This window comes from Janthinobacterium agaricidamnosum (genome assembly GCF_003667705.1).
Classification (GTDB): domain Bacteria; phylum Pseudomonadota; class Gammaproteobacteria; order Burkholderiales; family Burkholderiaceae_D; genus Janthinobacterium.
In genome coordinates, this window is the sequence record NZ_CP033019.1 from 119,941 (window position 1) to 135,030 (window position 15,090).

The following is a 15,090-nucleotide window of genomic DNA, read 5'->3' on the forward strand; positions in this document are numbered from 1 at the left end:
GATCAGGACGTAAGTGATGGCTGACTTCCACAACCGCGACCCGCTCTCGCCTGCCTTCTGGGACGAGCGTTTCGAAAAGCAATTCACTCCCTGGGACCAGGGCGGCGTGCCGTCCCGCCTGCGCAGCTTCGTGGCCGGCAGTCCGGCGGCGCTGCGCTGCCTGATACCCGGCTGCGGCTCCGCCTATGAACTGGTCTTCATGCTCGATCACGGCTGGGATGCCACGGCCATCGACTTTGCGCCGGCTGCCGTGGCCGCCGCGCGTGCCCAGCTGGGCACGCGGGCAGGGCAGGTGGTGGAAGCGGATTTCTTTGCCTGGCAGCCCGAGGCACCGCTGGACCTGATCTATGAACGGGCGTTTTTGTGCGCCATGCCGCGCGCCATGTGGCCGCAAGTGGCGGCCCGCTGGGCGCAGCTGCTGGCGCCGGGCGCCATGCTGGCCGGTTACTTTTTCTTTGACGACAACGCCAAGGGGCCGCCGTTCGGCATTTCGCGGGAGAAACTGCAGGAATTGCTGGTGCCGCATTTCGACTGCCTGGCCGATGAGGCCGTCGACGATTCCATCGCCGTCTTCGCCGGCAAGGAGCGCTGGATGAGCTGGCGCCGCCGGGCGGACTGAAGCGGGCGGGGCATTTTCCGCTGGCGACAAAGGAAAAGCTTTATAATTCAGGGTTTTTGAAGTTTTTTCTCGGAGTAGAGATGCCGATTTACGCTTACCGTTGTGACGAGTGTGGTTTTGCCAAGGATGTCTTGCAAAAGATCTCCGATCCAGTACTGACGGTGTGCCTGTCGTGCGGCAAGCCCAGTTTCAAGAAACAATTGACGGCCGCCGGTTTCCAATTGAAGGGCACTGGCTGGTACGCGACCGATTTCCGCGGAGGTATGGCGCCCACCACGGCCATTCCGACGGGCCCGGCCGATAACGCCAAGCCTGCCCCGGCCGCCGAGAGCGCGCCTGCCGCTGCGCCTGCGCCCGCTCCTGCTGCCACCGCGCCGAAAGCGGACTGAAAAGCGCGCCGCGCCGATACGATCCATTACCGAGAAACTGATGCGTAAATACTTTATTACCGGATTACTGATTTTGGTGCCCCTGGCCATTACGGCCTGGGTGCTGAATCTGGTCATCAGCACGATGGACCAGTCGCTGTTGCTGGTGCCCGGCAGTACGCAGCCCAGCGTCTGGTTCGGCCACAAGATTCCCGCGCTGAGCACCATTCCCGGCCTGGGCACGGTATTGACGGTGCTGATCGTGTTCTTCACGGGCTTGCTGACGAATAACCTGGTCGGCAATTACGTGGTGAAACTGTGGGAAAAATTGCTGCAACGCATACCCATCGTCAATTCCCTGTATTCGAGCGTCAAGCAAGTGTCCGATACCCTGTTTTCCCCGTCGGGCAATGCCTTCCGCAAGGCCGTGCTGGTGCCGTATCCGCACCAGAACTCCTGGACAATCGCTTTCCTGACGGGCGTGCCGGGCGGCGATGCGGCGAACCACCTGGTGGGCGACTATGTCAGCGTGTACGTGCCGACGACGCCGAACCCGACCTCAGGCTTTTTCCTGATGATGAAGCGCAGCGATGTCGTCGAACTCGACATGAGCGTCGATGCGGCGCTCAAATATATCGTCTCGATGGGCGTGGTGGCGCCTGCGGAAGTTGTTGCTGTACCGGCCCCGGCAGCCAAAGAATAAAGGCAGGCGTCCCATGCGGGACGTGGCCGGATTGAACACTCACTAACCTGAACTGAGAATTTTATGTCTATGCGTACTGAATACTGCGGCCTCGTTACCGAAGCCATGCTGGGACAAACCGTCAGCCTGTGCGGCTGGGTACATCGCCGCCGCGACCACGGCAGCCTGATTTTCATCGACTTGCGCGACCGTGAAGGCCTGGTGCAAATCGTCTGCAACCCGGAACAAGCGGAGATGTTCAAGGTCGCCGAAGCCGTGCGCAACGAATTCTGCCTGCGCGTGACGGGCGTCGTGACCAACCGTATCGAAGGCACGATCAACAACAACCTGAAGTCGGGCAAGATCGAAGTGGTCTGCTCGGAGCTGGAAGTGCTGAACCCGTCCGTGCCCGTGCCGTTCCAGCTGGACGACGACAACCTGTCGGAAACGACGCGTCTGACGCACCGCGTGCTGGACCTGCGCCGCCCGCAAATGCAAAACAACCTGCGCCTGCGCTACAAGGTGACGATGGAAGTGCGCAAGTACCTCGACGCGCTGGGCTTCATCGACATCGAAACGCCGATGCTGACCAAGTCCACGCCAGAAGGTGCGCGCGATTACCTGGTGCCGTCGCGCGTGAACGCGGGCAGCTTCTTCGCCTTGCCGCAATCGCCACAGTTGTTCAAGCAACTGTTGATGGTCGCCAACTTCGACCGTTACTACCAGATCACCAAGTGCTTCCGCGACGAAGACTTGCGCGCCGACCGCCAGCCTGAATTCACGCAGATCGATTGCGAAACCTCGTTCCTGACGGAACAGGAAATCCGCGACCTGTTCGAAGACATGATACGCGTCGTCTTCAAGAACACCCTGAACATCGACCTGCCGAACCCGTTCCCGGTGATGGATTTCGCCGAAGCGATGGGTCTGTACGGTTCCGACAAGCCGGACATGCGCGTCAAGCTGGCCTTCACGGACTTGACCGAAGTCATGAAGTCGGTCGAGTTCAAGGTCTTCAACGGCGCCGCCAACATGAAAGGCGGCCGCGTGGTGGCCCTGCGCGTACCGCAAGGCGGCAGCATGCCCCGTTCGGAAATCGATGCCTACACGCAATTCGTCGCCATCTACGGCGCCAAGGGCCTCGCTTACATCAAGGTCAACGAGAAAGCCAAGGGTCCTGAAGGTCTGCAGTCGCCGATCGTCAAGTTCCTGCCTGCCGACGTGCTGGCCACGATCCTTGAGCAGACGGGCGCGCAAGACGGCGACCTGATCTTCTTCGGCGCCGACAAGGCGAAAGTCGTCAACGACGCCATCGGCGCGCTGCGCGTGAAAATCGGTCACAGCGAGTTCGGCAAGAAAGCCGGCCTGTTCGACGACGTGTGGAAGCCATTGTGGGTGGTCGACTTCCCGATGTTCGAACACGACGAAGAAGCGGACCGCTGGACGGCGACCCACCATCCATTCACGGCGCCGAAAGACGGCCATGAAGACATGCTGGAAAGCGATCCGGGCGCCTGCATCGCCAAAGCCTACGACATGGTCTTGAACGGCTGGGAACTGGGCGGCGGTTCGATCCGTATCCACCGCGAAGAAGTGCAGTCGAAGGTGTTCCGCGCGTTGAAGATCGATGCGGAAGAAGCGCAGCTGAAGTTCGGCTTCCTGCTCGACGCCCTGCAATACGGCGCGCCACCGCATGGCGGCCTGGCATTCGGCCTGGACCGTATCGTGACCATGATGACGGGTTCCGAATCGATCCGCGACGTGATCGCCTTCCCGAAAACCCAGCGCGCGCAAGACTTGCTGACCCATGCGCCGTCGGAAGTGGACGAGAAGCAATTGCGTGAACTGCACATCCGTTTGCGCAGCGCCGAGCCTAAAGTAGTGTAATGAAGCATGCGGCTGCCCCGGCGGCCGCTGTTTGATCCACTATGCAAAAAAAGGCGCTGTCGTGGCGCCTTTTTCATTGTTGATATGACTCATAAAATTCCTGTTTCCGTGCTGGTCGTCATTCATACGGCTGACCTTGAGGTCTTGCTGATCGAACGCGCGGGCCAGCCCGGCTTCTGGCAATCGGTGACGGGTTCCGTCGATGCCGTCGACGAACCGCTGCTGCAGACGGCCGCGCGCGAACTGTGCGAGGAGACCGGCATCGTTGCCGATGGATGCGATATCGTGCTGCGCGACTGGAACTTGTCGAATGTGTACGAGATCTATCCGATCTGGCGCCACCGCTATGCGCCCGGCGTGACGCGCAACACGGAACACGTGTTCAGCGTGCAAGTGCCGCGCGACATCGCCATCACCCTGAGCCCCCGCGAACACCTGCAATACGCGTGGCTGCCTTATCTGGCGGCGGCCGACCGCTGTTTCTCGTCGTCCAACGCGGAAGCGATTCTGCAATTGCCGGCCATGACGGGCCTGGCGCGCCATCGTTGATCTCATTCGAAAGCCTTGCATGTTGAACTGGTTTAATCTCTCCTTGCAACAAAAACTGGCCGGCACATTCTGCCTGGCGCTGTGCCTGGTCGTGATTGTGGCGGCCAGCCTGTACACGCCGCCCGAACGCACGCCGCCCGTCGGCTTGCCGCTGATGGTGGTGGGACTGCTGTTGCATCCCGGTATGTTTAGCAAGGGCAAGCGCACGGTGGCCTGGCGCGGCGCACCGTTGCTGGTCAAGGTGGTGTGGTCCGCCGGCATCGCGGCGGCCGGCGTCAGTGTCGCCAGCGGCCTGGCGCGCATGTTTGCCTGAGCCAGGCGAGGCCGAAGGCGAGCCAATCGAGGCATTAGGTGCGCACGCGCACCTACGCTGGCGCCGCGCGGGGCCCGTCTGGGAGTAGAATCCATGCATGAAAATCCGCGTAGCAACTTATAATATCCACAAGGGCGTCTCTTCCGTGCGGGGCTTGCCCAGAGTCCACGCATTGAAGCAGGCGATCGCCCTGTTCCATGCCGATGTCGTGTTCCTGCAAGAGGTGCAAGGCAAGCACGACCGCAATGCGGCCCGCTTTGGCGCCGAGAAAAATGGCCACAAGCATTGGCCGGAAGCGTCGCAGCATGAATTCTTTGCCGGCGCCGAGCACCATTCCGCCTACGGCATGAATGCCGTGTACGACCATGGCCACCATGGCAACGCCTTGCTCAGCAAATTTCCCATCGCCTCGCAAACCAACCATGACGTGTCCGACCATGCCTACGAGCAGCGCGGCATCCTGCATTGCGTGCTCAAGACGCCGCAGGCCGACGTGCACTGCTACGTGGTCCACCTGGGCCTGTTCGAATCGGGGCGGGGACGGCAGACGCAGGCGCTGATCGATGCCGTGATGGAATCGGCGCCCAACGGCGAACCCGTCATCATCGCGGGCGACTTCAACGACTGGCGCAACACGCTCAGCGACAAGCTGCGCAATGCGCTGGGCGTGGTGGAAGTGTTTGACCAGCGTGCATCGAACTCGGCCCTGGGTGACCTCGTGCGCACCCTGGCGCGGCGCCAGACGAAAACACCCGTCCCCGTACCGGCACGCACCTTTCCCGCCGCCTTGCCGTGGTTCCGCCTGGACCGCATCTATGTGCGCGGTTTCCACGTGGAAGGTGCACAAGTGATGCATGGCACTCTGTGGGCCAAACTGTCGGACCACGCGCCGATAGTTGCTGCTTTGAAACTCGCGTAGACTGCCGGCATGCGCACAGTCAATTTCATCGCCCACAACGACATCAAGCTGCTGTATTGCGGCACCGATTACTTTCCCGCGCTCATAGCGGCCATTGACGGCGCACGCTCGGAAGTCTATTTCGAAACCTATATCTTTGCCGATGACGCCACGGGCACCCTGGTGCTCGACGCCCTGAAACGGGCGGCCGCGCGCGGCGTGCTGGTGTGCATGATCACGGACTGGTTCGGCACGGGCAACCGCCGCGTCAAGGCCATGCATGCGCAGCTGGAAGCGGCCGGCGTGCACCACCGCATCTTCAATCCCTGGTTCCGGCGCGGCATCACGCGCACGCACCGCAAGATCTGCGTCGCCGATGGCGAGATCGCCCTGGTGGGCGGCATCAATATCAACGACGACATGTTTTGCGACTACGATCACAGCATCAGCCTGGAAGCGCCGCGCTGGGATTTCGCCGTGCAGGTGAAGGGTCCGCTGGTGGACGCTATCCATGAAGAGGTGCAGGCGCAGTGGGCGCGTCTGGGCAAGATGAACCTGGTGCGGCGTATCAAGCTGTACCGCAAGATGCGCGTCGTCAGCAAGGAGCTGGCGAAAAACCCCGTCGTGGCCGGCTTTGTCGTGCGCGACAACCTGCGCAACCGCCGCACCATCCAGCGCGCCTACCTGCAGGCGCTGGGCCAGGCGAGGAAAAGCGTGATGCTGGCCAACCCGTATTTCGCGCCCGGTCACAAGCTGCGCCACGCCCTGGCCCAGGCGGCCCAGCGGGGCGTCGACGTGGTACTGCTGATCGGCGTGGGCGAATTCCGCATGCAAGATGCTGTGGCGCACTCGTTTTACCCGAAACTGCTGGCTGCCGGCGTGAAAATCGTCGAATACCGCAAGACGCAGCTGCACGCCAAGGTGGCCGTCGTCGACGACGACTGGGCGACGGTGGGTTCGAGCAATATTGATGCGCTGAGCCTGTTTTTGAACCAGGAAGCGAACGTGGTCATCAAGGACGTGGCCTTCGCGCAAAGCCTGCGCCAGCACATCGAGCAGGGCGTGGCCGACGGTATCGTGATCCACCAGGATGATTTCAAGCACATCGGCCGTTTCCGGCGCATCGGTTACGAAGCCGCCTTCCTCGTGTACCGGCTGGTGATGCGCATTTTTTCAGTAGGCAAGTACGCATGAACGAGATGACAACGGTCAGGCTGGACAAATGGCTGTGGGCGGCGCGCTTCTTCAAGACGCGCTCGCTGGCCAGCGAAGCCGTCGACACGGGCAAGGTCAAAGTGGGCGGCGAGCGCGTGAAGCCGGCGCGCAGCCTGCGCGTGGGCGACGAGCTGGCCATCGACAATGGCGCGGAGACGTGGGAAGTGGCCGTGCTGGGCCTGTCCGACAAGCGCGGCGCGGCACCCGTGGCGCGCCTGCTGTATGAAGAAACGCCGGCCAGCATCGCCCGCCGCGAGCAGCTGGCCGAGGAGCGCAAGCTGTTCCGCGAGCCGGGCACCACCATCAAGGGGCGGCCGACCAAGCGCGACCGCCGGCAATTGAGCAAGGCTGGCGGCCTCGACTGAGGCGCGATTGTTACTACAAGGCAAGGGCGCACGGCGCTTTTGCCGCCTGAAACCGATATAAACACGCAGTCAGAAAATGCTGCGCTGCACCAATAGAACGCCGGCTCTAAAGTTCCCGTTTGACTTTTACGTGGTAGTGGATAATAGTACGAGCGTTCGGATTTTTTCGAAGCGTGCTTTTTTTTTACCCTCGCTTCAGTCCGCCAAATCGGCAACATCACTTTTAGAACGGACATCTTGAATACTTCAGTCAAATTCATGCGCAAGGGCGAGCTGACCCGTGCAGCCATCCTCGACGTGGCGCTGGACCTGTCCAGCCGCGACGGCCTGGAAGGCCTGACGATTGGGCTGCTTGCGGACAAAATGAACATGAGCAAGTCGGGCGTGTTTGCCCACTTCGGCTCGCGCGAGGACTTGCAGATGGAAGTGCTGAAGCTTTATCACTATCGTTTCGAGCAAGAAGTCTTTTTCCCCAGCATGAAAGAACCACGCGGCATCCAGCGCCTGCAATCGATGTTTGCGCGCTGGGTCAAGCGGGTCAGCGTGGAAATCGCTTCCGGCTGCATCTATATCAGTGGCGCCGTCGAGTATGACGACCGTCCCGGTCCCATCCGCGAGGCCCTGGTGGCCATGGTGCGGGCCTGGCAGGGCGCGCTGCTGCGCTGTGTCGAGCAATCGATCGCCACGGGCGACCTGAAAGCGGACACGGACGCCCAGCAGCTGGTGTACGAGATGTATGGCCTGATCCTGGCCCTGCATCACGACGCGCGCTTCCTGCGCGTGCCGGGCAGCATCGAACGGGCGCAAGCGGGCTTTATCCGCCTGCTGGCGTCGTACCAGAATTGCGCCACAAGTAAATAAGCCGTCAGGCAGTATCCGCAACAACGCACACGCACTACAAGTACAACACTTTAGCTAATCGCCTTCAGGAGAAAATTATGGGTCAATACGTCGCGCCAATCCGGGATATGCAATTCGTCCTGCATGAGTTCCTGCAAGTGGAAGAAGAACTGAAGCAAATGCCGTCGTACGCCGACGTCGACGCCGACATCATCAACCAGGTGCTGGAAGAGGGCGGCAAATTCACCTCCGAAGTATTGTTCCCGCTGAACCACTCCGGCGACCGCGAAGGCTGCCACCACGACCCCGTCACGAAAAGCGTGACCACGCCTAAAGGCTTTAAAGAAGCGTATAAACAGTACGTCGAAGGCGGCTGGGCGGCGCTGGCTTGCGATCCGGAATACGGCGGCCAGGGCTTGCCTGTCGTGCTGAACAATTCGTTCTATGAAATGCTGAACTCGTCGAACCAGGCCTGGTCCATGTACCCCGGCCTGTCGCACGGCGCCTACGAGTGCCTGAAGGAACACGGCACCGACCACCAGAAGGAAGTCTACCTGCCGAAGCTGGTGTCGGGCGAATGGACGGGCACCATGTGCCTGACCGAACCGCACTGCGGCACCGACCTGGGCCTGCTGCGCTCGAAGGCGCTGCCTGAGGCGGACGGTTCCTGGACCATCACCGGCAACAAGATCTTCATCTCCGCCGGCGAGCACGACATGGCGGAAAACATCCTGCACCTGGTGCTGGCCCGCGTGCCGGACGCGCCGGAAGGCTCGAAAGGCATCTCGCTGTTCCTGGTGCCGAAATTCCTGCCGAACGCGGACGGTACGGTCGGCGAGCGCAACCCGATCACCTGCGGCGCCATCGAAGAAAAAATGGGCATCCACGGCAACTCGACCTGCCAGATGAACCTGGACGGCGCGAAAGGCTGGATCATCGGCCAGCCGAACAAGGGCCTGAACGCCATGTTCGTCTTCATGAACGCGGCCCGCCTGGGCGTGGGCATGCAGTCGCTGGGCCTGACGGAAATCGCCTACCAGAACGCGCTGATCTACGCCAAGGACCGCACGCAAATGCGTTCGCTGTCCGGCATCAAGAACCCGGAACTGCCGGCCGACCGCATCATCGTGCACCCTGACGTGCGCCGCATGCTGTTGACGGGCAAAGCCTACGCCGAAGGCGCGCGCGCCTTCACTTCGTACGTGGCGCTGCAGATCGACCGCGAACTGCACCACCCGGACGCCGACGTGCGCAAGGAAGCGGCCGACGAAGTGGCGCTGCTGACGCCTGTCATCAAAGCCTTCATCACCGACAACGCCTGGATCGCCACTTCGGACGCGATGCAAGTGTTCGGCGGCCATGGCTACATCTCGGAATGGGGCATGGAGCAGTATGTGCGCGACGCGCGCATCAACATGATCTATGAAGGCACGAACACGATCCAGTCGCTGGACCTGCTGGGCCGCAAGATCCTGGGCGACAACGGCGCCAAGCTGCGCAAGTTCGGCGAAAAGATCAAGGCCTTCGTCGAAGACAACGGCACCGATGAAGCGATGAGCGAATTCGTCACCCCACTGGGCGACCTGGGCGACAAAGTCACCAAGCTGACCATGGAAATCGGCATGAAGGCCTTCCAGAATCCTGACGAAGTGGGCGCGGCCTGCGTGCCTTACCTGCGCGTCGTCGGCCACATGATCTACAGCTACCTGTTCGCGCAGATGGCCAAGATCGCCCTCGAAAAAGAGTCCAGCGGCGACAAGTTCTACACCGCCAAACTGGCTACCGCACGTTTCTACTTCGCCCGCTTGCAGCCTGAAACGGCAACCCTGATCCGTCAGGCGCGTTCCGGTTCGGCCAACCTGATGGCACTCGACGCAGACCTGTTCTAAGACTTGAGGAAAATATGACCAATTTCATCGTTAAAAAAGTAGCCGTCCTCGGCGCCGGCGTGATGGGCGCGCAGATCGCCGCCCACTGCATCAACGCGAAAGTGCCGGTCGTGCTGTTCGACCTGCCGGCCAAGGAAGGCCCGAAGAATGGCATCGTGCTGCGCGCCATCGAGAACCTGAAAAAGCTGTCGCCTGCGCCGCTGGGCAACAAGGATGACGCCGCGCTGATCCAGGTCGCCAACTACGAAGACAACCTGGACCTGCTGGCCGGTTGCGACCTGATCATCGAAGCCATCGCCGAGCGCATGGACTGGAAACACGACCTGTACCAGAAGGTGGCCCCGCACATCGGCCCGAACGCGATCTTCGCTTCGAACACCTCGGGCCTGTCGATCACCAAGCTGGCCGAAGGTTTCGACGCCGACCTGAAGTCGCGCTACTGCGGCGTGCACTTCTTCAATCCGCCGCGCTATATGCACCTGGTCGAAATCATCCCGACCGCGTTCACCAAGCCTGAAATCGCCGACCAGCTGGAAGGCTTTTTGACCACCACCCTGGGCAAGGGCGTGGTCCGCGCCAAGGACACGCCGAACTTCATCGCCAACCGCGTGGGCGTGTTCGGCATCCTGGCCATCGTGCACGAAGCCGAGAAATTCGGCCTGTCCGTGGACGTTGTCGATGACCTGACCGGCTCCAAGCTGGGCCGCGCCAAGTCGGGTACTTTCCGCACGGCGGACGTGGTCGGCCTGGACACCATGGGCCATGTGATCAAGACCATGCAGGACTACCTGCCGAACGACCCGTTCGCCGCCGTCTACAAGACGCCGGCCGTGCTGGCGCAGCTGGTGGAAAAAGGCGCGCTGGGCCAGAAGAGCGGCGCGGGCTTCTACAAGAAGGTCGGCAAGGATATCTTGCGCCTCGACTTCGCCACCGGTGAATACGTGGCCGGCGGCGCCAAGGCCGCCGACATCATCGCCCGCATCCTGAAGGAAAAGGATCCGGTCAAGAAGATGAAGGCGCTGCGCGAATCGACGAATCCGCAAGGCCAGTTCCTGTGGGCGATCTTCCGCGACGCCTTCCACTACATCGCCATCCATCTGGACACCGTGGCCGACAACGCGCGCGACATCGACTTCGCCATGCGCTGGGGCTTCGGCTGGAACGTGGGCCCGTTTGAAACGTGGCAGGCATCGAACTGGCTGCAAGTGGCCAACTGGGTCAAGGAAGACATCGACGCCGGCCACGCGCTGTGCAACGCGCCTTTGCCTGCCTGGGTCTTCGAAGGCCCGGTCGCTGAAAAAGGCGGCGTGCACACGCCGGAAGGTTCGTATTCCGCCGTGTCGAACAGCTTCGTGCCACGCTCTAACCTGTCCGTCTACGACCGCCAGCAGTTCCGCGCGCCGGTCCTGGGCAGCGGCGCCATCGACGGCAAGACCGCCGGCACCACCGTCTTCGAAGACGAATCCGTGCGCGTCTGGCATACGGGCGACGACGTCCTGATCATCTCGTTCAAGACGAAGATGCACGTGATCGGCGAAGGCGTCATCAATGGCTTGAAACTGGCCCTGGCCGAAGCGGAAAAGAACTTCAAGGGCCTGGTGATCTGGCACGCGGACGCAGCCGAAGGCGGCGCCTTCTCGGCCGGCGCCGACCTGCAATCGGCCCTGCCGGCCTTCATGCAAGGCGGCGTGAAAGCCGTCGATCCGATCATCGCCGAACTGCAGAACACCTTCATGTCGCTGAAATACGCGAACGTGCCGGTGATCGCCGCGGTCGCTGGCCTGGCACTGGGCGGCGGTTGCGAACTGGCGCTGCATGCATCGAAGCGCGTGGCCTCGATCGAGTCGTATATCGGCCTGGTGGAAGTGGGCGTGGGCCTGATTCCTGCCGGCGGCGGCTTGAAGGAAGCGGCGCAGCGCGCCTACAAGGAAGCCAAGGGTAACGACATCCTGCAATTCCTGAAAACGGGCTTTACCAATGCGGCCACCGCCAACGTGTCGAAATCGGCGCTGGAAGCGAAGAAGATGGGCTACCTGAAGGAAGACGACGTAATCGTGTTCAACGCCTACGAGCTGCTGCACGTGGCCAAGGTCGAAGCGCGCGCCATGTTCGACGCGGGCTTCCGTCCGGCGCTTCCTTCGCTGATCCAGGTGACGGGCCGCTACGGCTGGGGCACCATCAAGGCGCAGCTGGTCAACATGCGCGACGGCGGCTTCATTTCGGCGCACGATTTCAAGCTGGGCGAGATGATCGCCGAGATCGTATCGGGCGGCGACGTGGACCAGGGCAGTTTCGTCAGCGAACAGTGGCTGCTGGATATGGAACGCAAGGCATTCCTGGAGCTGTTGAACCATCCGAAAACCCAGGAACGGATCATGGGCATGATGCAGACCGGTAAGCCGGTACGCAACTAAGCACAGCGTCGATGACGATCCTGTCCCTCGTATTTAAAGTACTGCTGCGCGTGAGGCCAAGCATGGTGTATGACCGTATCAAACAACAGATGATGGACACCTTGCCCTTCGTGCGGCTGCTGGGGATCAGCATCGACGAGATCGGCGCCGGCACCTCGAAGGTGTCGCTGCCGGACGATCCCAAACTGCATAATCACCTGGGCACGCAGCATGCGGGCGCCTTGTTTACCCTGGCCGAAACGGCTTCCGGCGCGGCCATGGCTGGCGGCTTCGCCGAGCTGATACTGGGCTTGCGCCCGGTGGCCAAGGAGTCGCGCATCGCCTACCAGAAGGTGGCCCGGGGCGCGACGCGCGCCGAAGGCCGCGTGCCGGGCGACCTGGCTGCCTTGAAGGCGCAGCTGGCGCAGGACGGCAAGGTGGCGTTTCCCGTGGCAGTCGATATTTTCGATGCCGAAGGCACGCTGGCGGCACAGGTGACGGTGGACTGGTATTTGTCGCAGAAGCGCTAAGCGGCAACCTGACTACCCCGGACATTCGACAGAACACGAACCTCGTTCAACATCTTTGAAAGAACAAAATGAGCAAACAACTTCAAGACGCCTACATCGTCTCTGCAACCCGCACCCCGATCGGCAAAGCGCCGCGCGGCATGTTCAGAAACACCCGCCCGGACGACCTGCTGGTGCGCGTACTGCAATCGGCCCTGGCGCAGGCGCCTGGCCTCGACCCGGCGCTGATCACCGACGCGATCATCGGCTGCTCGTTCCCGGAAGCGGAGCAGGGCTTCAACATCGCGCGTAACTCGGTGCTGCTGGCCGGCTTGCCGAAAACCGTGGGCGGCGTCACCGTCAACCGCTACTGCGCCTCGGGCATCACGGCCATCGCCATGGCGGCTGACCGCATCCGCGTGGGCGAAGCCGACGTCATGATCGCCGGCGGCATCGAATCGATGTCGATGGTGCCGATGATGGGCCACCACCCATCGATGAATCTGGACATGTTCAGCGACGAAAACATCGGCATGGCCTACGGCATGGGCCTGACGGCCGAAAAAGTGGCGCAGCAATGGAAAGTGTCGCGTGAACAGCAGGACGCGTTCTCCGTTGAATCGCACCGCCGCGCCATCGCCGCGCAGCAAGCCGGTTTCTTCAAGGCCGAAACGACGCCAGTGGAAATCATCACGCGCACGCCGAACCTGGCCACCGGCCAGGTCGACGTAACGCGCCGCACCGTCGACACGGACGAAGGCGCGCGCGCCGATTCGTCGATGGAGTCGCTGGCAAAACTGAAGCCTGTGTTCGCCGCCAAGGGTTCCGTCACGGCCGCCAACAGCTCGCAGATGTCCGATGGCGCCGGCGCGCTGTTGATCGTCAGCGAAAAAATCCTGCGCGAGCACAACCTGACCCCGCTGGCGAAATTCTCCTCGTTCGCCGTGCGCGGCGTGCCGCCGGAAATCATGGGCATCGGTCCGAAATTTGCCATTCCTGCAGCGTGCGCCGCCGCCGGTATCACGCAAGACCAGCTGGACTGGATCGAGCTGAACGAAGCGTTTGCCGCACAGGCATTGGCCGTGATCGGCGACCTGGGCCTGGATCCATCGAAGGTCAACCCGATGGGCGGCGCGATCGCCCTGGGCCACCCTCTGGGCGCCACCGGCGCCATCCGCGCCGCGACCGTGATTCACGCGCTGCAGCGCACCAAGCAGAAGTACGGCATGGTGACGATGTGCGTGGGCGCAGGCATGGGCGCAGCAGGCATCTTCGAACGCGTCTGATGACACTTGGCATAAGCTACTGCGCGTTGCGATTCGCGGCCTGCGATGCTCACTGTGCCTTCGCACAGTTGCGCGTCTCGGCCACAACTCGCTGCCGCTCGCTACGCTTCTGCCAGGCGTCGTGACGTCAGTGGTCAGCTAAGATTAGTCAAAACTTGGGCGCTGCGGGATTACCCCGGCGCCCTTTATCTTTTTGGAGACGACATGGATATTTTGTGCAGCAAGAGCGAGGGCATTCTGACCCTGGAATTCAACCGCCTGGAACGCAAGAATGCGATCACGGGTGCCATGTACCAGACCCTGGCCGACGCGCTGGTGGCGGCCGAGACGGACGATGCAGTACGCGCCATCCTGATCTGCGGCAAGCGCGAGATTTTCACGGCTGGCAACGACCTCGATGACTTCATGAAGACGGCGCGTCCGAAGGATGGCTCGCTCGACCATGACCGTCCCGTGTTCCAGTTCATGCGCGCCCTGTACGGCAGCAGCAAGCCAGTGGTGGCGGCCGTCTCCGGCCCCGCCATCGGCATCGGCACGACCTTGTTGATGCACTGCGACCTCGTCTACGCGGCCGACAACGCCAGCTTCTCGATGCCGTTCACGCAACTGGGCCTGTGCCCGGAATTTGGCTCCAGCCTGCTGCTCACGCAACTGGCCGGCTACCCGCGCGCGGCGGAAAAGCTGATGCTGGGCGAGTCCTTCCCCGCCAGCGAAGCGCTGGAAATGGGCCTCGTGTCGAAAGTCGTGCCCCTGTACGACTTGATGACCTTCGCGCAAGGCCAGGCGGCCAAGCTGGTGGCATTGCCGGCGGCCTCGATCCGCGCCACCAAGCGCCTGATGAAGCAAAGCCGCATGGAACCGATGAAGGCGGCCATCGCCGAGGAAAACAAGTTGTTCAGCGCCATGCTGGGCGGTGCCGAGGCGAAGGAAGCGTTTACGGCCTTCTTTGAAAAGAGGAAGCCGGATTTCAAGAAGTTCGCCTAAGGCAGGGTCTGACATCGCGTCGGACCTTCACCATCTGATGCGGAAATGACGATCGACGATGAGAATGCGGTGGCCGGTCAGCGCGAAAACGACCACGTTTACAGCCGCTACCGCAACTCATTGAATATAAAAGAAGTTTCTCAGCTGCGCCCCTGCAACGGGGGCTGGTCTTGACGTCGCGGCGAGCCTGATTGAAAACAGGGTCCAATAACGATTGCTTGGTGCGGCTACGGCTGCCGACAAGCAAACCTGACATTTTTATCTTTTATGATACTTTCCTGATGAATTTCATG

16 protein-coding genes are annotated in these 15,090 nt (G+C 61.7%); all 16 read left to right on the forward strand.

What is annotated here, in order from left to right; translation table 11 throughout:
- Nucleotides 1-16 precede the first annotated feature (16 nt).
- The 16 genes from D9M09_RS00610 to D9M09_RS29850 all read left to right on the forward strand — a co-directional run bounded on the left by D9M09_RS00610 (nucleotide 17) and on the right by D9M09_RS29850 (nucleotide 14,971).
- Nucleotides 17-619 (forward strand): methyltransferase, encoded by a 603-nt coding sequence (locus tag D9M09_RS00610; RefSeq protein ID WP_121668353.1) that lies wholly within the window; start codon nucleotides 17-19, stop codon nucleotides 617-619.
- 80 nt (nucleotides 620-699) lie between these two features.
- Nucleotides 700-1,008 carry an FmdB family zinc ribbon protein gene (locus D9M09_RS00615; RefSeq protein ID WP_121668354.1) on the forward strand — a complete coding sequence of 103 codons (309 nt, stop codon included), beginning with the start codon at nucleotides 700-702 and terminating at the stop codon, nucleotides 1,006-1,008.
- A 40-nt stretch (nucleotides 1,009-1,048) separates the two neighbouring features.
- Nucleotides 1,049-1,690, forward strand: coding sequence for a DUF502 domain-containing protein (locus D9M09_RS00620; protein ID WP_070292364.1), 642 nt, complete (start codon nucleotides 1,049-1,051; stop codon nucleotides 1,688-1,690).
- 69 nt (nucleotides 1,691-1,759) lie between these two features.
- Nucleotides 1,760-3,556: an aspartate--tRNA ligase gene (gene aspS / locus D9M09_RS00625; protein WP_121668355.1), complete on the forward strand. Its 1,797-nt coding sequence runs from the start codon at nucleotides 1,760-1,762 to the stop codon at nucleotides 3,554-3,556.
- Between the two features lie 84 nt (nucleotides 3,557-3,640).
- Nucleotides 3,641-4,105 (forward strand): dihydroneopterin triphosphate diphosphatase, encoded by a 465-nt coding sequence (nudB, locus tag D9M09_RS00630; RefSeq protein ID WP_099409258.1) that lies wholly within the window; start codon nucleotides 3,641-3,643, stop codon nucleotides 4,103-4,105.
- A 19-nt stretch (nucleotides 4,106-4,124) separates the two neighbouring features.
- Entirely contained in the window at nucleotides 4,125-4,418 is a 294-nt protein-coding gene (locus D9M09_RS00635; RefSeq protein ID WP_099409257.1) for a hypothetical protein, read from the forward strand.
- 97 nt (nucleotides 4,419-4,515) lie between these two features.
- The gene (locus tag D9M09_RS00640; protein ID WP_070221632.1) at nucleotides 4,516-5,337 is read left to right on the forward strand and encodes an endonuclease/exonuclease/phosphatase family protein; all 822 of its coding nucleotides are present in this window, start codon (nucleotides 4,516-4,518) and stop codon (nucleotides 5,335-5,337) included.
- A 9-nt stretch (nucleotides 5,338-5,346) separates the two neighbouring features.
- A complete protein-coding gene (gene clsB, locus D9M09_RS00645; protein WP_070221631.1) occupies nucleotides 5,347-6,510 on the forward strand; it encodes a cardiolipin synthase ClsB in 1,164 nt (387 codons plus the stop codon).
- Nucleotides 6,507-6,896: an RNA-binding S4 domain-containing protein gene (locus tag D9M09_RS00650; RefSeq protein ID WP_070292366.1), complete on the forward strand. Its 390-nt coding sequence runs from the start codon at nucleotides 6,507-6,509 to the stop codon at nucleotides 6,894-6,896. The genes clsB and D9M09_RS00650 overlap by 4 nt, the downstream gene beginning before the upstream one ends.
- 258 nt (nucleotides 6,897-7,154) lie before the next feature.
- Nucleotides 7,155-7,757: a TetR/AcrR family transcriptional regulator gene (locus tag D9M09_RS00655; RefSeq protein WP_070292367.1), complete on the forward strand. Its 603-nt coding sequence runs from the start codon at nucleotides 7,155-7,157 to the stop codon at nucleotides 7,755-7,757.
- Between the two features lie 77 nt (nucleotides 7,758-7,834).
- Complete coding sequence (locus tag D9M09_RS00660; protein ID WP_034753387.1) at nucleotides 7,835-9,625, forward strand: acyl-CoA dehydrogenase C-terminal domain-containing protein; 1,791 nt, start codon at nucleotides 7,835-7,837, stop codon at nucleotides 9,623-9,625.
- A gap of 14 nt (nucleotides 9,626-9,639) precedes the next feature.
- A complete protein-coding gene (locus tag D9M09_RS00665; protein WP_121668356.1) occupies nucleotides 9,640-12,039 on the forward strand; it encodes a 3-hydroxyacyl-CoA dehydrogenase/enoyl-CoA hydratase family protein in 2,400 nt (799 codons plus the stop codon).
- 11 nt (nucleotides 12,040-12,050) lie between these two features.
- The gene (locus D9M09_RS00670) at nucleotides 12,051-12,548 is read left to right on the forward strand and encodes a PaaI family thioesterase (RefSeq protein ID WP_230506575.1); all 498 of its coding nucleotides are present in this window, start codon (nucleotides 12,051-12,053) and stop codon (nucleotides 12,546-12,548) included.
- Between the two features lie 68 nt (nucleotides 12,549-12,616).
- The gene (locus D9M09_RS00675) at nucleotides 12,617-13,813 is read left to right on the forward strand and encodes an acetyl-CoA C-acyltransferase (RefSeq protein WP_035824191.1); all 1,197 of its coding nucleotides are present in this window, start codon (nucleotides 12,617-12,619) and stop codon (nucleotides 13,811-13,813) included.
- 204 nt (nucleotides 13,814-14,017) lie between these two features.
- Nucleotides 14,018-14,797, forward strand: coding sequence for an enoyl-CoA hydratase (locus D9M09_RS00680; RefSeq protein ID WP_070221627.1), 780 nt, complete (start codon nucleotides 14,018-14,020; stop codon nucleotides 14,795-14,797).
- Between the two features lie 45 nt (nucleotides 14,798-14,842).
- Nucleotides 14,843-14,971, forward strand: a complete 129-nt coding sequence (locus D9M09_RS29850; protein WP_265334702.1) for a hypothetical protein — start codon at nucleotides 14,843-14,845, stop codon at nucleotides 14,969-14,971.
- The last annotated feature ends 119 nt before the right edge of the window (nucleotides 14,972-15,090 follow it).